Genomic DNA, 21,222 nt, shown 5'->3' with positions numbered 1-21,222 from the left:
CGCAAAATATTTAAGATTGCGATTTACATAGAGGAGCTTCTGGACCCTGGGTTCCTCTGTATTTAGCTATGAAATCCTTTAACTGCGTAGCATCGAATTTCTCTAACGGTAAAATACGACCCCATACAGTTGCAGAAATTTCATAGGACATATCTTTGTACGACCCCGCTACGATGCATTTTCGCCCAATTTGATCGATGAGTTGGTTAACAGAGCCTGCTAGTGCGGGGTTATTCGGCTTATACCAAAGCACAACACCGCCATGCTCCATATTATGTACTGCGTTTTCTGGTACTACAGGAGTACCTAGAAACCCCCAAGGGCTTAGTGCTTCGAAATGATTGCCTGAAGTTGGGGGTATTCGTTTTAATTGATTTTCTACAGTAATGTCTAAGGTATAGATATATGGAGGAGAATGAAGCCCTTCGCGTAATGGTATTTTAAATCCATACTCGGGAGATTCTGATTGTATCGAATATGTAATAAACGCTATTACCCCGAGAAAAACGAACAAAATAGAGCTGTACAGAAATTTCCTGTTAAACGATCTCGGTGGCTTAGATGATGGGGAATTTGGGCTGCTATTTTTGCGTGAGGATGTCATAGCTTCCTTTAGTCGTTAAAGTTGAATTTTAGAATGATTTCACCAACCGTCAACCAATAATAGACGATGAATGAACCAGAGATAAGTAGTAAAACCGAACTCACAGGGTGAATGTACTTTGATGTTTTCGTTAATACGGAAAAAGATGCAGATTTGAAAAATGAAATTGAAACAGTCAGTACTAAAATAATGGAACCCATTCCAAGTCCATAAAGGATGAATTGCATAACAGCAGTGAATATAGTCTCGGATGAGAAAACTCCACCAACTACGGCAAGAAAAATGGGTAATGTGCAGCTAAGTGATGCCGTTGCATATGCTATTCCAAAAAGAAAATAGCTTTTGTAATTTTGCTTATCATTCGGGAGGATGATGCGCCTTGCGGTTACCGCTGCATAGTTTGTGTAAATCGTACCGCCATTTGCCATATATGCTCCCGTGGCAATTAACAGTATCCCTATTATTAGTCCGAGCCAGGGAAAGTAACTTACGATTCCTCTGGCACCTAACCCAATTGGCAGGCCAAATACGGTAAAGGTCAGTACGAAGGCCACTGATACGGTAGAGCCGACTTTAAGTGCTTTTAAGAAGGTTTGAAGATATGCGTTGTCATCAGCCTGCAGGTTACTATTGTCGCTTAGGAAGATTCCAAGATAGGGAGGGAGCATAGAGAATCCGCAGGGATTAACGGATGCAACCATTCCAGCAGTGAATGCAAAGCCTAGAGGTAGGAAGCTGGTTATCGAGTTTAAAAAATTGGCAGAACCACTTGAAGCATGCTCAATATTCCTAGTTATGGGACTAAATTCTGCGCCAGTAAGAAGAGCGCCTAAAATAGCAATAGTGGTAGAGGATATGAAGAGCAAAATAGCGGCAGTATAATTATTATTAATTTTCATTTATGTAAGCTTAACTTAAATTTAGATGTCTATAGACATCTAAATTTATAATGATCGTTTTCCTCGAAGAACAATTGTTGAGATTATTAATAACCCAAAAGCTAGCAAAGACAGTGTTATTGCCATCACATTTGCCTCAGAAATATTCCCTGCCTGAACTTCATCGTAAATTGCGAGAGATAAAGTTTTGGTCCTACCAGGTATGCTTCCGGCAACCATTAATGTTGCCCCAAATTCACCCATGGACCTTGCCAGGCAAAGTGCTGCACCTGCGATGATGTACTTCCACGATACAGGCAATATAACTGTAAAAAATATACTTAATTCAGACATTCCCGTGGTTCGAGCAATTTCAGCTAATTTAGGATCAATGTTTTCCATTCCTGTATGGACGATTTTTATTAAAAACGGGGCCGACACAAGGAACGCAGCAATAACTGCTCCTACCCAATTGAAAACAAGAGACAGTCCAAAGAAGGAATCTAATAAGTTGCCTATAAAAGAATTCCGACCAAAGAGTTGTAGTAAGTAGTAACCAAGGACTGTAGGGGGGAGAACCATAGGTAAAATAACTAATTGAGAAATCGTATTTCGCAACCAATTAGTCTTTCTTGAAAGCCACCACGAAAAAGGTACACCTACTAGTACTGCAATTAGTGTACTGCCAACGCTTATCTGTATGGTTAGTCGGACCGCATCAAAATCCAATATTTCTCTCTATATTAACTTCCGAGCATTTCGTACTCAAATGTTTCCCATATATGTTTGTAATCGCTACTAGATAGCATATCAAGATAATTCAATGTCATAGGATGCGAATCTTTTTTCAAGACTGCCCCTGATGTAACAACCAAATTAGAGTTATAGTCGCTGGGAAGTTCATAGACGAGGCCGAAATTCTCCACTCCTTGTGACGCTACCAGAGATTTTGATACAAATCCCAACTCAGCGTTTTTGCTAAGTACTAATTGCAGGGTTTGTGCCACATTTTCGGTATAGACCAATTTTGTTTGAAGGGAATTCAGTACTCCTTCTGATTCCATGAATTTAATTGCCGAAGAACCATAAGGTGCAAGCCTGGGATTTGCGATACCAATATAGGTTACAGATGGATCGGTGAGGATAGCTTTTATGTTTTTAGTATGCTGCTGAGATTTACTAATAATTGTTAATTTTCCACGAGCCAGTTTTCTGGAATCTGCGGGGTCAAGCATTCCTTCACTTCCTAGCCGTTGGGAGTAGTGCTGATTAGCAGAAATGAATAAATCATAAGGCGCACCGTTTTTAATCTGCTCAGCCAATGCACCTGATGAACCTGCTGCAAGAGTAACGTGCACCTCAGGGTAGTCATTGCGAAAGAGCGAGGTGAAATCTTCAATCACTGGTTTCAAACTAGATGCAACCGCAATAGTCAGTGACTTTTGTGAAGATCCGGTATTGTTGCAAGCTGCCAAATTTAAAGGCAATAGTATCAAGGTAACTACTAGTATTAGCTTGAGAAAATAGCGGCTTATATCCGAGTAAGGCTTTAGCATTCCTATTTACTATTTATAACTGAACTGACATTTTCCACATGGCCTTTAACTCGTACATTACCGAATATTTCAGCTATGTGTCCTGTTTCATCAATTACAAATGTGGTACGTGTTATTCCCATATAAACCCGGCCGTAGTTCTTTTTTTCAACCCAGACTCCATAGGAATTCACTATTTGGCGATCTTGGTCAGCAATTAAAGGGAAGGGCAGGTCAAATTTGGCTTTGAAGTTTTGATGCGATTTTACGCTGTCTGTGCTGACACCAATGACTTTAGCGTTTTGGCTCGAGAAGTCATCGTACAGATCTCGAAAATCACAAGCCTCCTGCGTGCATCCAGGAGTATTGTCCTTGGGGTAAAAGTAAAGAATAACCCTAGATCCTAATAAGGAACTGAGTTTAAATTCCTCTCCATTATCTGCCATTCCGGAAAAGTCTGGAGCGAGATCACCAATATTCAACATGACTTAGACCTCCTTAGTCTCTTCAAGATTCTACAGTGTCCCTATGAATTTGCTCCATAGTAGAAGAATATTTAGAGTAAATATAGAATATTTAGCAATTTATATAGCAATAATCTATATATAGATAAGAATATTTAGCAATATGCACAGAATATAGTTGACAATGGGCAGCAAATTGCTATAATAATCGAGCTGGTTGGGGAGCCGGCGGTTGTTTTACATATTTATGGAGGGTGCAAATGGCTAAATTAGGACCGTATTCATATCCCGATATTAGGTTTGGCGACGCAGTTGAGATAGCTGGCCGGATTTTATCTAAATTTAAGGGTACTGTTAGTGTAAAAGGCCTTGCCTGGGAGCTTGGCATGTCCGAGGGAAGTGGAACTTTGTTCGCTAAAGTTGCTGCATTGCGCGATTTTGGACTTATAGAGGGCCGAGGTGAATTGCGTATTTCACCTCTAGCTCAACGAGTTATTCATCCTGCCAACAGCGATGAGGGCCATGAGGCACGCGCAGAGGCTTTTCAAAGAGTAGAGCTGTTACGCCAACTTTACACGCGATTCGAAGGAGAGGTCCCTGACGATATGAGCATGCTTGTTGGGTTAGAAGAAATTTCGAGGGCTCCACGTGATGAAATCGTTCGACGTGCACCCTTGATCCAAAAACACCTTACTGATGCAATTCGTGTCTTAGGTAGGCCAGTCTTAGCAGATAAAAAACCAGAATATTCTATGAAAAACCAGAATATTTCTGAATCAAGCTTGCCTGACGCAATTTCCAATCCATTTCCCATTGCTTCAAGCAATGAACTCCAACTGATTGCTGCAGGACGTAATCTGTCTGTTCCACTCACATCGGAATACATTGAAGTTGCTATTACTCTGCTTCAGACGTTGAAAAATGAGTTATCTGAAAACGAAGCTTTAGTTACCGATAATGATGAATCTATCGACTCGAGCTCTGAAACAGGCTTTTTTGAAGTTTCACCGCGATCAGCTGCTCAAATCGAGATGGGTGATACTGACCAGTTAGAAATTTAATTCTACTTACGCTCCGCCGCCTAAGAACTCTTTTAATTTGGCGGCGGATGCGTAGGACATCCCTTCTACTTCAGCAATTTCCGCAACTGATGCATTTCGTATTCCGCTTAAACTTCCAAGTTTTTTTATAAGCTGGCGTTTTCTTTTTGCACCGATTCCTGGAGCTTGGTCTAATTCTGATTTCAGCCCTGATTTTGATCTTCGATTGCGGTGGTAGGTGATGGCAAATCTATGTGCCTCATCGCGAATCCTTTGTATTAGATATAGACTCTGCGAACCCGCACCAAGATTGATTGGCTCAGGGACATTTGGAAGAAACACTTCTTCATCTCTCTTTGCAAGTGAGCAAATCGGTATGTCACTTATACCCAAGTTTAAAAAAACCTCTAATGCTGCATTGAGATGCCCTCTTCCTCCATCAATTATGACCAACTGAGGGGTATTTTCGAAAGAATCGCTTAAATTATCTAAGCTTTCTGGGCTTATTTTTTCGGTAGTGTCGATTTTGTTCTGGCTAGCAATGCCAAGGCGTTTAAATCTTCGATGGAGAATTTCTTGCATTGATGCATAATCATTTATTGTGTTAATTGATTTGATTTGAAATCGCCTATATTGAGAGCTTTTTGGTTTACCATTTTCAAAGACAACCATGCTTCCAACAGAATTAGTTCCTTGAATGTTTGATATGTCATAGCACTCAATTCTTTTTGGTAATTGGGGTAAATTCAGCACTTCTTGTAAATGCACTTGAGCCTGGAGCACTTTGTCCGACTCGTTGAGCCATTGCAGTCTTCGTTGCTGCAATGCCTCAGTAGCATTAGTGGCCGCCATTGATACCATTTGCAAGTTACTACCACGCTGTGGACGCTTTATTATTACTCCGTGTCCGCATTTATTTTTTAACCAATCTTGAATAGCTTCAACATTAGATATTGAGTACTGAATCATTATGGATTTAGGTACATCTGTAGTAGTTTCATAGAATTGTTGGATAAATTGCTCAATTAACCCAGATTCATTTTCAAAATACGCGCCTTCCATCAGAAAATGATCTCGGCCGATTAGTTTGCCTTTGCGTATTTTGAAAAGCTCTACCCACGCTTCACGGGTATCATTTGCTAAAGCAATGACGTCTGCGTCATTATTTTTTTGAGAAACGATTTTTTGTCGCTCAGTAACTGCTTCGATTGCATGTATTTGATCTCGCAATATTGCAGCTTTTTCGAATTGTAGTAGTTCCGAAGCATGGGACATTTGAGTACGTATATTTCGAACAATTTCTTCGGATTCGCCTTGGAGGAATTTTATTACTTGCCTAATAACATCGTGGTATTCCTGCTTATCTGCTTTGCCTATGCAAGGAGCAACACAGCGGTGAATGTGGTATTCGAGGCAGGCACTCTCATCATTTCCAGTGATAGTTTTGGTGCATGAACGATAAGGAAATAACTTCTTTAGCAACCCCATTGTTTTTCTGACTGAACTTGCACTTGCAAAAGGGCCAAAGTATTTAGCTCCATCAGGGTTTACTCTACGAGTGAAATACACTTGAGGGAATTCTTCAGTAGTATCAATTTTTATATATGGATAAGTTTTATCGTCCTTAAGCCTTGCGTTGTAATAGGGCTTGTGTTTTTTTATGAGAAGATTCTCAAGTAAGAGCGCTTCTTGAGGCGATTGAGTAACAATAAATTCAAAATCGTGAATTTTTGCAACCATTGCTCGAACTTTAGGTTCCTTATTAGTTAAGGTTTGAAAATATGATCGTACTCGGTTGCGCAGTACAGATGCTTTACCAACGTAGATGATTTTTCCAGCAGAGTCCTTCATAAGGTATACACCAGGCAAAATAGGTAATGCGCTGATACGATCCCTTAAATCACTATTGGAGAAACTTTCTATTTCAGTGGTCACAATTATTGAAAACTTAAATTGCTTTTATTCTTGAAATTTCAAATTCCGAGATCCGTGTAAAGCTTGAGTACGACTAGAAGGGCAGATACCAATACTGCCATACTCGCAATGAGAGCGAGTTCTCTTTTTAAACCACCTGCTGCGACAGTAATTGCAGTGGCTTGCCTGGTTTGGCGGTTATAAGTGACGGGAGGAGCTTTTGAGGATACAGGGGATGGCGAATCCGTCAATTGCTCAATTGCATTCGAATCTGAAGTAGATTCCTCATTAGTTGACGGAGCAATATAAGCTGATTTTGCAATAGATGTTCCCGTCCCGCGGGCCTTCTTTCGTGCACGTTCTTTTGCCTTAGCTTGAGCAGTGGCTGCTCTGTTTTTAGAAGTTTTTCCTGCCATACTATCCTCATTCTACCCTATGATTTAATTAAAGACACGATTGATTGTGTTACTTGATTTAGACTGAGCATATCTGTATTAAAGATTTGATGGTAATAGAGTGGGTCATTGGGATCGACAGCAAAAAATCTTTTAAAATAAGCGATTCGCGCTTGGTCATTTTCTAAAAGATTTCGTTCTGCTTCTATCTCATTTACGCTGAATCGCTGCATAATTCTGCTTAGTCTCAATTTATGAGACGAAGCAAGTCCAAAATGATACGTATTAGGCCGTTCGCCTAAAATGATATTTGCCCCTCTCCCTGCAATGATTACATTATTGCTAGATGCGAGTTCGTTTATAACACCTGAAGTTACTTCCATCAGATTCGAGTCACTTAAGGGATTATTGTCTCCGGTGGATTGCTGAGGAAAATCTTTATACTCTCTTATAAGAAGGGCATCTAGCCCACTACCGAAATAAGGATCAGAGCCGCCTCCAGCCAAGGCTGAGCGCTCAAGCGCGGACTGCGCAAAAGCTGCGATTTTTTCTGAAAATGACTGTGCCCGTTCGGTTCTATTTTCAATATCAGTTACAGAAAAGCCGATTTTCTCAGCGATAGAAGATAAAATCAGCCTATCTATATATTCAATGCCTAGCTCATCAGAAAGCATTGCGCCTACCTCAAGCGCTCCGCTACCAATAGGTCCTGTAATTGTGATGGTAGGCATTGTTTCCTCCTATTGTAGGCCGATGTTTTATCGGACTATGCTCTTGGGTGAGCTTTATTAAATGCTTCCCGAACTTGGCTATCTGTTAAGTGTGTATAAATTTGAGTAGTCGAGATATTAGCATGTCCCAACAGATTCTGGACATGCCTTAGAGAAGCGCCTCCATTTAGTAAGTGTGTGGCGAAACTATGCCGGAAGGTATGAGGTGATATTTTCCCTTCTAAGCCTTCTCTTGCCGCTGTTTTTTTGAGAATTAGCCAATACCCTTGCCGGGTCATAGAAGAGCCCTGCGAATTAACAAATAGTGCAGAGGTTAGTCTCCTGGATTTTTTCGACCGCGCAAGTAAATTTGGACGTATGTCGTTAAGATAAAAGCGTAATAACTCAATGATACCTGGATAAACAGGCGCGAGCCGCTCCTTTGACCCCTTACCTGTTACTCTTATCCATCCATCGTCCAAATTCAACGATGATTGCTGCAAGCCTTGGGGCCCTACCACTTCGGAAACCCTTAATCCCGCAGCGTAAGTTACCTCAAACATAGCTCTATCTCTATACCCCTCCAGTCCTGATCGTTTGCTTGAAGCATTTAAAATTCGTACGACATCTTGCTCAGAAAGAGAATTAGGAAGAGTTCTAGTGGGCCTTCTAACTTTTAGTTTTTCAGCAGGATTTGAGTGAACGATATTCTCTTCATGTAAAAACCGAAAAAAAGATTTTAAGGAAGCTAATTTCCGAGCAATACTGGTATCGGAATAATAGGCATTTTTTAGTTCGATTATGACAGTTTCTAAAGTAGGCTCGTTGACTTTGCTCCAACTTATCTCCTTCGCCTTTGTGGACGCGAGTAACAGTGATGATAGTTGGTTCAGGTCGTTGCTATATGCATCTATTGTGTTTGCCGATAGCCCGCGCTCCGCCCGGAGATGATTTATAAAAATTTGAATTTGTGGATCTAAGAACATTTTTTCAATTATTACATCCAATTCATCAATCTACTCTTGCAATATAGGCTCATATATTGCTTAGGAGAATGTAATTAAATTGTAAGACAATCGAAATTTAGTGCCTTTTCATCGTTAATGAAAATTCATATAATTTACCTATATTTAGTGGTAATGTGAGAAATGATTCCAACTGACGGGCATATTGGCGAAGAAGAATCAGATCAAGATAAGATCGCGGATCTTGGAATAAATCGTCGCCAATTTCTGTTTAGGGCAGCAGGGCTTGGGTTAGCAGCTACTGCCCTTCCTGCGTTCCTTGCTGCCTGCCAGCAGTTAGAAGCTGGGCCTGAAGTACCTTCAGCAACTACTGCTGAAATGTTTCCAACTCCCACTCCATTCGATTCTTCCGCAGTTACGCCATTACCTCAGGGCTCGTCCGTACTGTCGCCAACTGCGACTCCTACCGCTACGCCAATGCCAACTGCAACTCCAACTTCTGTACCCGTGCCCACTGCGACACCTACTCCTAGGCCAAGCCCAACGGCAACTCCTGCACCTACCGCAACACCAGCTCCTACAGCAACGCCGTCACCGACACCGTCACCGTCACCGACACCGTCACCTACGCCAGTGCCGCCTCCACAGAATGTATTTCGGCCGTCTGTAAAGTTGAATTCCGAAGAGCAAAAAATAAAACACCTTGCATGGCGTGCCGGCTTTGGTGCGACTAAAGCTGAGCTTGATACCTATAACAAACTTGGGCTTCAAGGTACGATAGATCATTTTTTAAATTACGAAAATCGAGATAACAGTGCTTTAGAAGAACGCCTGTCAAAGCAGACATTTAATTTGAATGATTCTTTATCGCACAAGCAGCGGTGGTGGCTTATGAATATGGCTTATTCATCTAGGCCATTGCAAGAAAAAATGACATTGTTTTGGCATGGGATCTTAACTAGTTCAGACAAAATTACGGGAGATGGTCCCCAGACAATACAGCAGAACAATTTGTTTCGTGATAATGCGACTGGAAGATACGATCAGCTTCTTAAAGCAGTTTCTCGTGATCCTGCAATGATGATTTACCTAGATAGTAGGTCAAACAAAAAGAAAGCACCTAATGAAAATTACTCACGAGAGCTAATGGAATTATTCACATTAGGCCTCGATCAATACACGGAAGAAGATGTTCGCGAATCTGCGAGATCGTTCACTGGATGGGAATTGAAAAAGAAAACTCTATTTCGGTTCAATTCAAAACAGCATGATTATGGACAGAAAACTTTTCTTGGACAGACTGGAGATTTTGATGGTGATGATGTTGTAGACATAATTATGCAACAACCTATTGCAGCTGAATATATCTCGAAGCGGTTATGGCAGTATTTTGCATACGAATCTCCTGAGCCGGAGGTAATATCCAGGCTTGCCGAAATTTTCCGTAAGAATAATACCAATATTAAGCCTGTTTTACGTGCAATATTTGAGTCCCCAGAATTTTATGGTGATAAAGCTGTTGGTGCATTAGTGAAATCGCCTGCAGAGTACGTTGCTGGTATCGTCCGAGTCTTGGAAATAGAAACAAATTTTCAGACTTTGAACGGTGATGTTACTAGCATGGGGCAAGAGCTTTTCCATCCCCCTGACGTAGCCGGTTGGGACGGAGGTACATCGTGGCTTAACAGTCAGACGCTTATGGCAAGAATTAATGCAGCAAATGAGATTGTTACGACTAAGAATAAATCGCGGATAGACTTTAACCCTGTTTCTCTTTTGGATAATCCGCAAATACAGGCTGGCTCTGCGATAGTCGGTAGCTTTGATCAACTCCTCTTCGGAGGTCGAATGCAAGAGAAAGAACGACGTTTCTATGTTTCACTTTTTGAAAACCTTGCGAGTACTACCAAATTCCCTAATCAGAAGCGTTCGCTTGAAGAGAAAATAAAGACACTCGTTTATTTAATGATTTCGTCGCCGGATTTTCAGCTTTCATGAGGAATAATTATGTTGATTAGCAGAAGACAGTTCCTTAAAGGAAGTATTGCAGTGGTCCCGGCTGCGACCATAATGCCTGCCGTTTTTAGTAGAGCAGTTGCTGCAGCAGTACACGAACAACCCTTTTCTGTTGCTCCCATGGGTGAACGTACACTGGTAATCGTTCAAATGAAAGGTGGGAACGACGGCCTAAACACTATAGTTCCTGCTAATGACCCAGCTTATTATGAACACCGTGATTTGCTAGCCATACCACAAAATGATGTTTTACCTATTGATGGTCAAGTTGGCTTTCATCCTATATTGAATGCATTTAAAGAATTGTGGGATGACGGGGTATTAGCTGCGGTAGAGGGTGTTGGGTATCCAAAACAAAACTTCTCACATTTTGAATCTATGGATATCTGGGAAACTGGACAATATGAAAGTACACGTTCACCAGATGGATGGTTGGGACGATACCTTGAGGGAATTGCTGCAGAACAAGCAGAGCTTAATTCATTAGTTGTTGCCTCTAAAATGCCAAGGGCATTAGCTTCATCAAAAGTCACAGTTCCAATGGCAAAAACGCCGGCCGCATATATGCTAAAAGCTGATCCGAGAAGTAGAAGTAACTTAGAGGCCCGTACTGATGCGCTCTTAGATATATACGCTTCTGCTAAGGATATTTCTGGATTTAGTGCATTATTGGATAACACCTTAGATGCCGCGGTGAAAAGCTCAACTGCAATCCAAAAGGCTCATAAGAGATATATCCCTGCGGTCGAATATGGAAGCTCCAAGCTGGCCCAATCACTCAAATTCGTTGCTGAAGCTATTGATGCTGACCTTGGGCTTAGGGTAGGGCATGTTCAAATCGGAGGGTTTGATACCCACGCGTCACAAATCCCAAGGCAAGAGGCTTTGTTGAAAGACACTGCAGATTCGATAGCTGCTTTTTACAAGGACATAAAAGCGCATGGCAGGGACAAGAATGTTGTAATTATGACCTGGTCTGAATTTGGGCGCCGGGTGAAGGCGAATGCTAGCGGCGGAACAGATCATGGTTCTGCAGGCCCAATGTTTTTAGTTGGTACTCCAATTAAGGGCGGGTTATATGGAGAAAGATCAAGCCTTACCGACATATACAAGAATAATTTGAAATTTACAACAGATTTTCGTCAAGTTTACTCGTCCGTACTAGAGAACTGGCTAGGAGCCCCTGCAGAAATAGTTCTTGGGGGGAGATATGAGCATATTCCATTTTTTAATGCCGGTGTGGATAAGCCGTAGCATGATCTGTGAAAATATCTTTAATCTTGGCTGTTTTTCAGCGATTTAACTAAGATTGAGCTTAGCCTGTAAGCTCGGTGCGTAATCTTTTATGCCTAAACGGAGCTGATTTTTGCCTTGCCATTGATCAAGTTCTATTGAATACACTAAATCAATGAATTTAGTGCCTTCGATCCATTCTTGTTTAAAAGCAATAGCGTCCCAATTGACCCCTGCAGTTCTTACCGATAACTTGAAATGAGCACCACCTTTTCCAATTTTTGTCATTTTTAAAACTTCTACTTTGCGTGCAAGAAATACTGGCGATGGGTTCCCAATGCCGTGAGGTTCAAACATCGATAAATGCTCAAAAGTTTTCCCCATCAAATTTTCAGGCTGTATCTCAGCTTCAATAACACTTTCTGATATAGCAGAGGTTTCCTCCATTTGCTCAGATGCGACGCTTTGTAGCCTATTCGTCAACTCATCTAGATTAGAGGGAAAGCAAGAGAAGCCTGCGGCTTGTGCATGACCGCCGTACTTAATCAAAAGGTCGTCGCATTTTGTCAAAGCGTCAGACCAATGAAACCCATTTGCGCTTCTACAGCTTCCCATAATCAAGCCATTCTCTACAGCGAAGACTGCGGCAGGCACTCCGAATTGCTCGGAAATTCTACCTGCTACTAATCCAATAACTCCAGGATTAAAACCTTCTTGACCTATGAGGAGAAGGGGAGGGATTTGAGCGGGGATATGAGACAAGCTTTCCTGTAAGGTGCGCTCCGTAAGAGTGCGTCGTTCTAGGTTATAGGAATCTAGTTCTTGTACTAATTCTTGGGCACGATCAGAATTTTCTGTAAGCATTAACTCTAATGCAGTATCAGCATGATCTAATCTACCTGCTGCATTTATTCGTGGCCCTATGGTGAATCCTATAGTTTGTGCATTTACAGTGTTCAGGGGCGTTTTTGTAGATTCGAGTAAGGTTTTGAGCCCTAGGGATTTAGTCTTCTGAAGATCTTTAATTCCTCTATCGACGATATAGCGATTCTCTCGGCTTAAAGGTGCCATATCAGTGATTGTTCCTATTGCACCTAACTCTATTAAGCCTTCACTCCAAGATTCGGGGTAGATAGGTTGGAGTAAGGCCTGGGACAATTTTAATGTCATGCCTACTCCAGTCAGGTGATCGTAGCGGTATCTTGAATTTTCGGCGTGAGGATTAATAATCGCGATTGCTTCCGGGAGGTTCTCTGCGGTTAAATGATGGTCCGTAACTATTGTGTCGATACCTAATGATTTGGCATAGCTAATTTCATTAATGTTCGTAACACCACAGTCAACGGTTATGATTAATTTGACTCCCTTTTTTGAAAGTATATCGATGGCGCTATTGTTAAGCCCGTGCCCTTCATCTACCCGGTGGGGAATATAACTTAACGCATTGAGCTTGAATTTCCCCAAGGCTTTTATTAGGAGAGCAGTACCTGTTACTCCATCAGCATCAAAATCACCATAGACGGCCACTGTTTCATCTGCGAGCTGGGCGTTATGTAACCTATTTACTGCTATTTCAATATCGGGGAGAGTGAAGGGATTTTCAAATAAAGTCTCAGAGACTGAAAGGAATTCGTCTGCCTCAGAATCATCTTGAATCCCTCTTTGTCGTAAAAGATGCGTAACTATAGGGGGATAATTTCCTAAGTTCGGGTAGTCAAGCTTATCCGCAATACGCCATCTTTTTAATTGTCCAATGAAATAATTATTGTCGTTTGTCACTTGAGTCAGTCAATTTTCCTGAAAATCAAAGACGCGTTGTGACCACCAAAGCCTAAATTATTGCTCATTGCAGCTTTTACTACGCCTTTTTGGCTATGGTGAGGAGTGTAGTCTAGATCGCAGTCCGGATCGACGTTCTCTAGATTGATTGTCGGTGGAATAGCACTTTCTGAAACTGTTAAAGCAGCAATTGCCGCTTCAACCCCGCCAGCTGCTCCTAATAAATGCCCTGTCATTGATTTAGTGGAGCTTATTTTTACTTTATAAGCTTCGTCTCCAAAAGCCGCTTTCATTGCTTGAGTTTCAAGCCTGTCATTCATTGGTGTGCTCGTGCCATGAGCATTGATATAACTGATATCTGAAGGCGACATACATGCGGCATCAAATGCTATTTGCATTGCCCTAGCTGCGCCTTCTCCTCCCTCTGCGGGTTGGGTGACATGAAATGCATCCGATGATGCCCCGTAGCCTGCTAGCTCGACTATCGGATTAACTGAACGATTGATTACACTCTTTTCACTTTCTAAGATAAGTACTCCCGAGCCTTCCCCCATAACAAAGCCATCTCTTCCACTGTCGAAAGGGCGGCTTGCTTTTTCAGGTTCATCATTATTTTTAGATAAAGCCATACATGCGTTGAAACCAGAAACTGCAATCGGGCAAATAGGGGCTTCCGTTCCTCCCGCTATAGCAATATCTATTTCACCGTTTAGTATCATTTTAGCTGCGATACCTATTGCATCTGCTCCACTTGAGCATGCTGTCACAGTACAGTAATTGGGTCCCTTGGCGCCAAAAAGAATAGACACTTGGCCGGAAGCCATGTCACCTAACATCATCGGCACAAGGAATGGATTTACACGTGATGGGCCCTTTTCGTTTAAGACCGACCATTGTTCTGACATGGTTATGATTCCTCCGATTCCACTGCCGATAACAGACGCAACCCTAGTTGCGTCAACATCAGGATCTGTTAAATCCAACTCGGCCTGCTGTAACGCTTGTGCGGTTGCAGCAACGGCAAATTGAGCAAATCTATCTAGTCGCCTTGCTTGTTTTCTATCAACATAGACAGTGGGATCGAAACTCGGAATTTCACCAGCTATTGTTGTCTCAAATCCTTCGTGGTCAAAGGCGCTAATAGTTTTAATGCCAGATTTGCCTTTTAATAATGCATTCCATGAAGATTTTGTATCTAGACCTAGGGGTGTGACCATCCCTATTCCAGTTATGTAGACTTTCAAAATAAACTCCTTGGACGAATACTAAGGAAAAATAGCGTTACCTGAAAGCAGTTATCAATACTTAATGTAATGAGACTGGACGTAAATAGAGCCTGCCGCCGCGATCCTGGAGGTATCCAGCTTTTTCATTGACTCCGTGGCTAAAAACCAGAAGCCAGCCTTCGCGAACAGCATCACCTAAAATTTTACGCTTAACACTTAAGGTTTCTTCCGGCTGCCGGTCACTAGCTGCGATGCAGGCAAGTTGCAGATGATACGGTGTTGGTACCAAGTCTCCTAGGAAAGCTACGCGTTCCCCACCGTGTGTGAGTAATACAATCTGATGCCCTTCATAGGGGCCTGATGCCTTTCTTACCTGAAGGCCGGGAACTATAGTATCTTCTCCGTCCACTAACTCCAATTTATCCTTGTTCTGAAGTGGCAAATAATCGTCAGGGACGAATCCATTAATGCCTCTTTCTGTAGGAGAGAAAGCCTCTTCAAGTGCTTCTCGTTGCACGAAGTAAGATGCTTTAGGGAATGTAGGTACTATTTCGCCTCTTCTGCTTGTGCGTGTAGCGCCACCAGTGTGTTCAAAATGGAGACTGGTAAGGATTACACCATTAATGTCTTGGGGCGTAAGTCCTAAGGTTCGCAGTTCAGACAGTAACTGGCTTGTGGAAAGGCCGTAATTTTCTTTGTCCTCCGCTGTGTGCTTTACGCCTACGCCGGTGTCCACAAGAAAATTTTGATCCCCAATACGAATTAATAAGCAATTTAAGCCTAATTTGACGCGATTTCGTCTATCAGCAGACATCCATTCTTGCCATTGGCTCTTTGGATATTGCCCGAACAGAACACCCCCATCTATGCGGATGGACCCATCAGAAATCAAATGCAATTCTGTTCTACCGCTCATGGCAGAACCTCAACTAATTAGAAATATATTGCCCGCTGGACTGCCTTAATCTCTTTTAAGATTACAGGTTCCACTACCTTGGCTAAGAGTAGCTAACGAGCTACTGAACTGTAATTCTGCGCTAATTTTGTGTCAATGGGAAAAAACTAATAAAAAAATAACGGATAAATTAATAAAACTTATTAAAATTATCGAATAAATATGAAATATAGGTAATTATTTACGAATTAAATCAATAATGTTCAAATTAATTACTTATTTTAGCAATGCTGTAATTCTGTGGGATTATTAAATCTGCTGCGGAAAATATTAAAGAGCTATGGATAGGAAACAAGCCCTTCAATAACATGCACAGGTTCCTTGTAATGAATCACTCGCGGATCTTCTACTGTCTCAGCCAGAGATGCACCGGGTGGCACCATCGGGTAAACATTCTCTTCGGGAGAGATCTGGAAATTGAGCAGGTAAGGACCTTGGTGTTCAGAAGCGGTGGCTAATGCCATTCCAACGCCATCTTTCGAGTTTACATTTAGTGCTGGGATTCCATATGCCTCAGCAAGCTTCACATAATTTGGACTGCTCATGGAAACAGATTTGTAATGATGGTCATAGAAAAGCTCTTGCCACTGGCGAACCATGCCTAAGTATCCATTATTCATAATGATTAACTTAACTGGTAGATGCTCCTGCGCTATAGTTGCTAGTTCTTGGAGAGTCATCTGAAAACCACCATCTCCGCAAATAGCCCATACCGTAGAACCCGGCCGCGCTACTTGTGCACCAATCGCAGCTGGAACTTCAAATCCCATTACACCTAGCCCACCAGAGGATACAAAAGAATTTTGCTGTGGCATAAACATGAACTGAGCAGTCCACATCTGATGTTGGCCTACTCCGGTTACTACAACAGGGGAGGGGCTCAATTCAACAATTTTATTAAGCTCGCGCAAGACATACTGCGGCGTAATGACCTCTACATCAGGTACATCAATACTGGGGTGGCCATTAACTAAATCGTCCATACGTTCAAGCCATTCAGAATTTGGAACATCTCGCTTTTCAACTAAATCAGCTAGGAAGCTTAAGGCTTGTTTTACATCTGCAACCAAGCCAACGTCTGCTTTCACGTTCTTATTTATTTGAGAAGCCTCAATATCCAGGTGAATTATCTTAGCGTTGGGTCCGAACGTTCCAGGTTTTCCGATAACTCGATCGTCAAATCGCATTCCTATTCCAAAAATCAAATCAGCTTCAGTGGTTGCGATATTACTCCAGTACATACCATGCATACCAAGCATTCCATAAGCTAATCTATGGTGACGTGAGAACGCAGATACTCCATGAAGAGTATTTAGAACAGGCGCGTTGATTTTTTCAGCGAAGGCCTGCAGTTCATCCCATGCTTGGGACGCGTGAATTCCACGTCCTACAATCAACAAGGGTTTTTTAGACTGATTCAAAAGATCTGCAGCCTCTTTTAAATGCTCCTCTAATTCACGGTCAATATCAGTCGCTAATTCGGAATTTATTGCTGAGATATCTTGCTTCGGTTGATTTGTAGTGTCGTAATCGAAGGCCTCTGCTTGTACATCTTTTGGCAAATCTATTAAAACAGGCCCGGGCCGGCCTTCTCGTGCAATTCTAAAAGCTTCTTTGAAAATTTCACCGATATCTTCAGGTTTCATTACCAGAAAAGCTTTTTTCACAACAGGCGTTGACATTGCAACAGTGTCACACTCCTGAAAGGCCTCAGTTCCCATGAACGGTCGTGCGACTTGTCCAGTTATAGCAACTATTGGAGTGGAATCCATCTTGGCTGCTGCAAGCCCAGTCATCAGGTTCGTTGCTCCGGGTCCTGAGGTTGCAACGCACACGCCTACCTTACCGGTCAGTCGAGCATAGGATTCTGCCGCATGTGCTGCAGCCTGCTCATGCCGAACTAAAATATGTCGGAGTTGAGGGTAATGCCACAGTGAGTCATAAAAAGGCAATATTGCACCACCGGGATGCCCAAAAATCACATCCACACCTTCTCTTAAAAGAGCTTCGCAGACGGCGCTTGCACCAATAATTTTCATTGTAGAACCCCACTGCCAGTGGCAACTAATTAATTAACGGGTCACTTGTTCAGAATTGACAAATGTAAAGTTCATTTAGCAGACCACGGCCATGTAATCGTATCAATTTGAGTGTGAAAGTGTCAACGAAAGCGGAATACGTTAAGCTTGTGATTATGGTTGCAGTTTAGTCAGGCTGCTGAGAGCTGCTGATATAAGCCATAAAATACTATTTTGTGTAAGTAAAGGTTAAATGGAAGACATAATTACCACTAAAGACATGGAATTAATTTTTGAACTAACAGATAGCTTGGGGATTGATCGAGAGGCTATAAATGTAGATTTGGGGAAAGAAGACCCTGGCCAATGTAGCCTAGGTTCAGGGGGCATGATGAAAAAAAATACGATTGAAATAACTATTCCACTGACCCTAGATCTAGAGTCTTGGTTGCCCACATTGAAAGCTGAGCTGATTAATTTATTAGGTGAGAAAAATGAATGAATTAACTTTGGATGACGCAAATGTAGTTATTGCTGCTGCTATTGGTAAAGCTAAAGAACTAGGATTCAATATGGCAATTGCAGTGGTTGATCTTCAAACTAGCTTAGTAGCTTCTGCAAGAATGGATGGAACCAATCCATTCACCCCTGACGTAACTAGAGGGAAAGCTGTAGCAACTGCCGTGACTAAAGGAACACCGAGTGGCATTGCAGCCAATAGATTCCCCGCATCCCTTTTGGAAAATGTCCGCGATTTGTATGGCGGGCGTATCACATGGGTTCAGGGAGCAGTTCCTTTGTACAAAAAAGGGCAGCTTGTGGGCGCTGTTGGTGCTGGGGGTGGGCCTCCAGAGAAAGACGAAGAAGTGGCACAGTTTGGAGCAGACGCTATAGCGTAGATGAATCGGCACCCGACCTTATAGATTCAATAAGGCGCTCTACGTACCATTTATCTGGTGCAGCTACAGTTTCAGAGAGGTAAAACAAAAGATCATCAAGGGACTGCTCTTTCTGGTTAGCTTGGTATAAAAGCATACCTCGGTCCCTGTAATGGCCAGGCTCGTATGGCTGCAAAATAGTGAGCATTGTAAGAGATGAAATCGCGTTGGTATGCTCTCTTAGTTTTACGTATATCGCAGATAGATTTCGGAGAATTCTTGCTAAAAATTCAATGTTGGAGATTGGATTTAGAAACGACTCACTCCATCTTATTGCAGGATTAGTCCTACTCATTAATTCTGCACATTCGGATTTTGACAAAATTGTACCTTGATGAAAAGTGTCTATAAAAAATGACGATTCCTTTTCATGGTTAACCAGAAAATGACCTGGCATACCTACGCCTCTAAGGGGTATTCCTAAACGCCTGCCAATTTCAATATAGATAAGGGACAAAGTAATAGGTATTCCTTTTCGAGTGCTAAGAACATGGTGAATCAAGCTGTTTTTTGGATCATAGTAATCAGATTCATTTCCATGCAGTCCGACATGATCGAAGAGATAATTATTTAACCCATTGATAAGCGATAAAGGATCTTGCTGAGTATCAATGTCGCGTTCTACGCCTTTTGCTAGGCTATCAAGTAATTTTATTTGCTCTTCAATATTGAGAGTTTTATCAAATGCAGCAGCTATGAGTAGGGAACCTTTGTCCAGAGGGATTACAGAAGGACCTTCATTAACTAGGTCTTTCAATAAATTCATTACAGTACTGTTATCCATATCTATAATTTACTTCTCTTGTATTGCTTCCCCACCTAATGAAGTTATGCGGCTAATATCTATGATGATTGCTGCTCCTGCACGTTCGGGGTCTTTGTCAAGCTCAGCTTGAATTGTACGAGCCATTACTTGATCACGTATGCTCCCTTCTGTGAAAACGGTCACTGTTCCGTAGAAGCGCCACGCTTTTCCAGCCACTTGATTACGATACAAGACTACTACCTTAGGATTGTCTTTTAATTGAGCAAAGCCACCTTTTTTAGAGCGTTCCCAAAAAGCTAATTCATGACTCGAAAAAGCCATCATGCTTCCTTTAAAAGATATATTGGGTTCACCTTCTTTAGATGCTGTTCCAAGCAGGCAGGGGCATTTTTCTGCGAAAGCATTGTCAATCAAGGCTTTCATTTCAGGTGTTAATTCAATAGCCAATACGAACTCCTTTTATTGTGGGATAGTATTATGCAACAAGTTTGACATGTTTTTAAATTTACCAAGTCAAATGTTAGTTTGGAAATAAAATGCGAGCTCTTGATGGAATTAAAGTTCTTGACCTAACCACAATTGTGTCTGGTCCTTTCGCGGCTGCGATATTGGCAGATTTTGGGGCAGATGTCATAAAAATTGAACCACCTGGTGGAGAAAATGCAAGGAAATTTTCTAGTCCTGATCCTTCTCTCATGATGGGTTCATTGACGCCTCATATAATGAACCTTCAGCGTAATAAAAGAGCTATGGTTTTGGATCTTCGCAACGAACAAGGCTTGAAAATTTTTTCAGAACTTGTGCTTTGGGCCGATATAGTTTTAGACAATTACCGCCCAGGGGTAACGACAAGATTGAAAATAGATTATGCATCACTAAAAAAAATCAATCCCAAAGTAATTGCATGTTCGATAACAGGCTTTGGTTTGACAGGGCCAGAGAAGGACAGAGCCGCATTAGATGCAACTGTTCAGGCATATGCGGGTGTCATGGGCATGACAGGCGACCCCAATGGCTCCCCTGTCCGTGCTGGGCCACTTTATGGAGATTTATCAGCAGGTATGGGAGGTGCTTTAGCTATCCTAGCCGCGGTGATAGGGAGAGAAAAAACAGGGGAGGGGCAGCATATTGATATATCAATGCTAGATATACAAATGGCATTAATTAATTACCATGCAACGATGCAGATAATGTCAGGAATCCCTGCTCCAAGGACTGGTAATGAGATGCAACTCCATGTTCCTTACAATTCATACCAAGCAACTGATGGATGGATTTTTGTCGCCGTAACTATAGATACACACTGGGATGGACTGATTAAAAAACTTAAATCTATGGAGTTGCCATCAGCTGCGAAACTATGCGTGCATGAATTAGAAGATGGTTCATTGTCTGAGCGTGAGGCAAGAATCGCAAGCCGTGATTTAATCAACCGCAATATGTCTAAAATAATTGCATTTTGCAGTAAAGGACATTGGGTAAAAGAACTGACTGAAGCTGGTATTCCTGTTGCACCGGTCAACACTTTAGGGGAGGCTGTAGAGGACTCACAAGTTCTCAGTAGGAATATGATTGTCTCTATAGAGCACCCTGAAGGCGGAAGTTATAAGGCCACCGGGAATCCTTTTAAGATGTCGAATTCAGAGAATGAAATATTTAACCCTCCACCGACTTTAGGTCAGCATACTGAACAGATCCTTGCAGAAGTGCTCAATTATTCACCGGAGCAAATAAAGTGGTTCTACGAAAATGAAGTGGTGGGTTAATGTTGACAACTCGTACTCTA

At 41.9% G+C, this 21,222-nt stretch carries 21 protein-coding genes; 6 read left to right on the top strand and 15 right to left on the bottom strand.

Annotated features, from left to right (window positions below; all coding sequences use genetic code 11):
• Positions 1-10: 10 nt before the first annotated feature.
• Genes MK127_03055 through bcp form a run of 5 tightly spaced genes read right to left on the bottom strand, consistent with a single transcriptional unit; the run spans position 11 to position 3,502 of the window.
• Positions 11-604, bottom strand: a complete 594-nt coding sequence (locus tag MK127_03055; protein MCH2531777.1) for a DUF3105 domain-containing protein — start codon at positions 602-604, stop codon at positions 11-13.
• A gap of 8 nt (positions 605-612) precedes the next feature.
• Entirely contained in the window at positions 613-1,503 is an 891-nt protein-coding gene (locus MK127_03050; protein MCH2531776.1) for a cytochrome c biogenesis protein CcdA, read from the bottom strand.
• 45 nt (positions 1,504-1,548) lie between these two features.
• Positions 1,549-2,211 carry a molybdate ABC transporter permease subunit gene (gene modB / locus MK127_03045; protein MCH2531775.1) on the bottom strand — a complete coding sequence of 221 codons (663 nt, stop codon included), beginning with the start codon at positions 2,209-2,211 and terminating at the stop codon, positions 1,549-1,551.
• A gap of 14 nt (positions 2,212-2,225) precedes the next feature.
• Positions 2,226-3,038, bottom strand: a complete 813-nt coding sequence (modA, locus tag MK127_03040; GenBank protein MCH2531774.1) for a molybdate ABC transporter substrate-binding protein — start codon at positions 3,036-3,038, stop codon at positions 2,226-2,228.
• Positions 3,039-3,040: 2 nt separating this feature from the next.
• Positions 3,041-3,502: a thioredoxin-dependent thiol peroxidase gene (bcp, locus tag MK127_03035; protein ID MCH2531773.1), complete on the bottom strand. Its 462-nt coding sequence runs from the start codon at positions 3,500-3,502 to the stop codon at positions 3,041-3,043.
• A gap of 239 nt (positions 3,503-3,741) precedes the next feature.
• Between bcp and MK127_03030 the strand changes: the two genes are divergently transcribed.
• Entirely contained in the window at positions 3,742-4,542 is an 801-nt protein-coding gene (locus MK127_03030) for a hypothetical protein (GenBank protein ID MCH2531772.1), read from the top strand.
• Between the two features lie 6 nt (positions 4,543-4,548).
• On the opposite strand, the gene uvrC is transcribed toward MK127_03030, so the two are convergent.
• The 4 genes from uvrC to MK127_03010 are packed head-to-tail and all read right to left on the bottom strand — an operon-like array spanning position 4,549 to position 8,547.
• Entirely contained in the window at positions 4,549-6,456 is a 1,908-nt protein-coding gene (uvrC, locus tag MK127_03025; protein ID MCH2531771.1) for an excinuclease ABC subunit UvrC, read from the bottom strand.
• Positions 6,457-6,494: 38 nt separating this feature from the next.
• On the bottom strand, positions 6,495-6,851 hold the full coding sequence (locus MK127_03020) for a hypothetical protein (GenBank protein ID MCH2531770.1): 357 nt from the start codon (positions 6,849-6,851) through the stop codon (positions 6,495-6,497).
• A 17-nt stretch (positions 6,852-6,868) separates the two neighbouring features.
• Entirely contained in the window at positions 6,869-7,561 is a 693-nt protein-coding gene (locus tag MK127_03015; GenBank protein ID MCH2531769.1) for a cytidylate kinase-like family protein, read from the bottom strand.
• A gap of 35 nt (positions 7,562-7,596) precedes the next feature.
• Positions 7,597-8,547 carry a tyrosine recombinase gene (locus MK127_03010; GenBank protein MCH2531768.1) on the bottom strand — a complete coding sequence of 317 codons (951 nt, stop codon included), beginning with the start codon at positions 8,545-8,547 and terminating at the stop codon, positions 7,597-7,599.
• A gap of 141 nt (positions 8,548-8,688) precedes the next feature.
• Here MK127_03010 and MK127_03005 point away from each other — a divergent pair, with 141 nt between their 5' ends.
• Both MK127_03005 and MK127_03000 read left to right on the top strand, forming a co-directional pair.
• Positions 8,689-10,503 (top strand): DUF1800 family protein, encoded by a 1,815-nt coding sequence (locus MK127_03005; protein ID MCH2531767.1) that lies wholly within the window; start codon positions 8,689-8,691, stop codon positions 10,501-10,503.
• A gap of 9 nt (positions 10,504-10,512) precedes the next feature.
• Entirely contained in the window at positions 10,513-11,775 is a 1,263-nt protein-coding gene (locus MK127_03000) for a DUF1501 domain-containing protein (protein MCH2531766.1), read from the top strand.
• A gap of 45 nt (positions 11,776-11,820) precedes the next feature.
• Here the strand turns inward: MK127_03000 and recJ are convergent, their stop codons facing one another.
• The 4 genes from recJ to ilvB all read right to left on the bottom strand — a co-directional run bounded on the left by recJ (position 11,821) and on the right by ilvB (position 17,753).
• The gene (gene recJ, locus MK127_02995) at positions 11,821-13,533 is read right to left on the bottom strand and encodes a single-stranded-DNA-specific exonuclease RecJ (protein ID MCH2531765.1); all 1,713 of its coding nucleotides are present in this window, start codon (positions 13,531-13,533) and stop codon (positions 11,821-11,823) included.
• Between the two features lie 5 nt (positions 13,534-13,538).
• The gene (fabF, locus tag MK127_02990; GenBank protein ID MCH2531764.1) at positions 13,539-14,750 is read right to left on the bottom strand and encodes a beta-ketoacyl-ACP synthase II; all 1,212 of its coding nucleotides are present in this window, start codon (positions 14,748-14,750) and stop codon (positions 13,539-13,541) included.
• An 88-nt stretch (positions 14,751-14,838) separates the two neighbouring features.
• A complete protein-coding gene (locus tag MK127_02985) occupies positions 14,839-15,675 on the bottom strand; it encodes an MBL fold metallo-hydrolase (GenBank protein ID MCH2531763.1) in 837 nt (278 codons plus the stop codon).
• 317 nt (positions 15,676-15,992) lie between these two features.
• Complete coding sequence (gene ilvB / locus MK127_02980; GenBank protein MCH2531762.1) at positions 15,993-17,753, bottom strand: biosynthetic-type acetolactate synthase large subunit; 1,761 nt, start codon at positions 17,751-17,753, stop codon at positions 15,993-15,995.
• 232 nt (positions 17,754-17,985) lie between these two features.
• Here ilvB and MK127_02975 point away from each other — a divergent pair, with 232 nt between their 5' ends.
• Complete coding sequence (locus tag MK127_02975; protein ID MCH2531761.1) at positions 17,986-18,234, top strand: hypothetical protein; 249 nt, start codon at positions 17,986-17,988, stop codon at positions 18,232-18,234.
• Positions 18,227-18,631 carry a heme-binding protein gene (locus MK127_02970; GenBank protein ID MCH2531760.1) on the top strand — a complete coding sequence of 135 codons (405 nt, stop codon included), beginning with the start codon at positions 18,227-18,229 and terminating at the stop codon, positions 18,629-18,631. The genes MK127_02975 and MK127_02970 overlap by 8 nt, the downstream gene beginning before the upstream one ends.
• Here MK127_02970 and MK127_02965 read toward each other — a convergent pair.
• Both MK127_02965 and MK127_02960 read right to left on the bottom strand, forming a co-directional pair.
• The gene (locus tag MK127_02965; protein MCH2531759.1) at positions 18,621-19,454 is read right to left on the bottom strand and encodes a transglutaminase-like domain-containing protein; all 834 of its coding nucleotides are present in this window, start codon (positions 19,452-19,454) and stop codon (positions 18,621-18,623) included. The two genes, MK127_02970 and MK127_02965, sit on opposite strands and share 11 nt — an antisense overlap.
• Before the next feature lie 9 nt (positions 19,455-19,463).
• Positions 19,464-19,883, bottom strand: coding sequence for a pyridoxamine 5'-phosphate oxidase family protein (locus MK127_02960; protein ID MCH2531758.1), 420 nt, complete (start codon positions 19,881-19,883; stop codon positions 19,464-19,466).
• A gap of 89 nt (positions 19,884-19,972) precedes the next feature.
• Here MK127_02960 and MK127_02955 point away from each other — a divergent pair, with 89 nt between their 5' ends.
• Entirely contained in the window at positions 19,973-21,202 is a 1,230-nt protein-coding gene (locus tag MK127_02955) for a CoA transferase (GenBank protein MCH2531757.1), read from the top strand.
• Positions 21,203-21,222 lie beyond the last annotated feature (20 nt).

Source organism: Dehalococcoidia bacterium, from assembly GCA_022449765.1.
In the GTDB taxonomy this organism is placed as follows: domain Bacteria; phylum Chloroflexota; class Dehalococcoidia; order Lucifugimonadales; family Australimonadaceae; genus UBA2963.
Note: the sequence above shows the minus strand (reverse complement) of the source record. Positions and strands in the feature narration are given on the sequence as shown.

Excerpts from the sequence above, each read along its gene's own strand:
- MK127_03055 (MCH2531777.1), bottom strand. The coding sequence starts at position 604 with ATGACATCCTCACGCAAAAATAGCAGCCCAAATTCCCCATCATCTAAG.
- MK127_03050 (MCH2531776.1), bottom strand. The coding sequence starts at position 1,503 with ATGAAAATTAATAATAATTATACTGCCGCTATTTTGCTCTTCATATCC.
- modA (MCH2531774.1), bottom strand. The coding sequence starts at position 3,038 with ATGCTAAAGCCTTACTCGGATATAAGCCGCTATTTTCTCAAGCTAATA.
- bcp (MCH2531773.1), bottom strand. The coding sequence starts at position 3,502 with ATGTTGAATATTGGTGATCTCGCTCCAGACTTTTCCGGAATGGCAGAT.
- MK127_03030 (MCH2531772.1), top strand. The coding sequence starts at position 3,742 with ATGGCTAAATTAGGACCGTATTCATATCCCGATATTAGGTTTGGCGAC.
- MK127_03020 (MCH2531770.1), bottom strand. The coding sequence starts at position 6,851 with ATGGCAGGAAAAACTTCTAAAAACAGAGCAGCCACTGCTCAAGCTAAG.
- MK127_03015 (MCH2531769.1), bottom strand. The coding sequence starts at position 7,561 with ATGCCTACCATCACAATTACAGGACCTATTGGTAGCGGAGCGCTTGAG.
- MK127_03005 (MCH2531767.1), top strand. The coding sequence starts at position 8,689 with ATGATTCCAACTGACGGGCATATTGGCGAAGAAGAATCAGATCAAGAT.
- MK127_03000 (MCH2531766.1), top strand. The coding sequence starts at position 10,513 with ATGTTGATTAGCAGAAGACAGTTCCTTAAAGGAAGTATTGCAGTGGTC.
- fabF (MCH2531764.1), bottom strand. The coding sequence starts at position 14,750 with ATGGTCACACCCCTAGGTCTAGATACAAAATCTTCATGGAATGCATTA.
- MK127_02985 (MCH2531763.1), bottom strand. The coding sequence starts at position 15,675 with ATGAGCGGTAGAACAGAATTGCATTTGATTTCTGATGGGTCCATCCGC.
- ilvB (MCH2531762.1), bottom strand. The coding sequence starts at position 17,753 with ATGAAAATTATTGGTGCAAGCGCCGTCTGCGAAGCTCTTTTAAGAGAA.
- MK127_02975 (MCH2531761.1), top strand. The coding sequence starts at position 17,986 with ATGGAAGACATAATTACCACTAAAGACATGGAATTAATTTTTGAACTA.
- MK127_02970 (MCH2531760.1), top strand. The coding sequence starts at position 18,227 with ATGAATGAATTAACTTTGGATGACGCAAATGTAGTTATTGCTGCTGCT.
- MK127_02965 (MCH2531759.1), bottom strand. The coding sequence starts at position 19,454 with ATGGATAACAGTACTGTAATGAATTTATTGAAAGACCTAGTTAATGAA.
- MK127_02955 (MCH2531757.1), top strand. The coding sequence starts at position 19,973 with ATGCGAGCTCTTGATGGAATTAAAGTTCTTGACCTAACCACAATTGTG.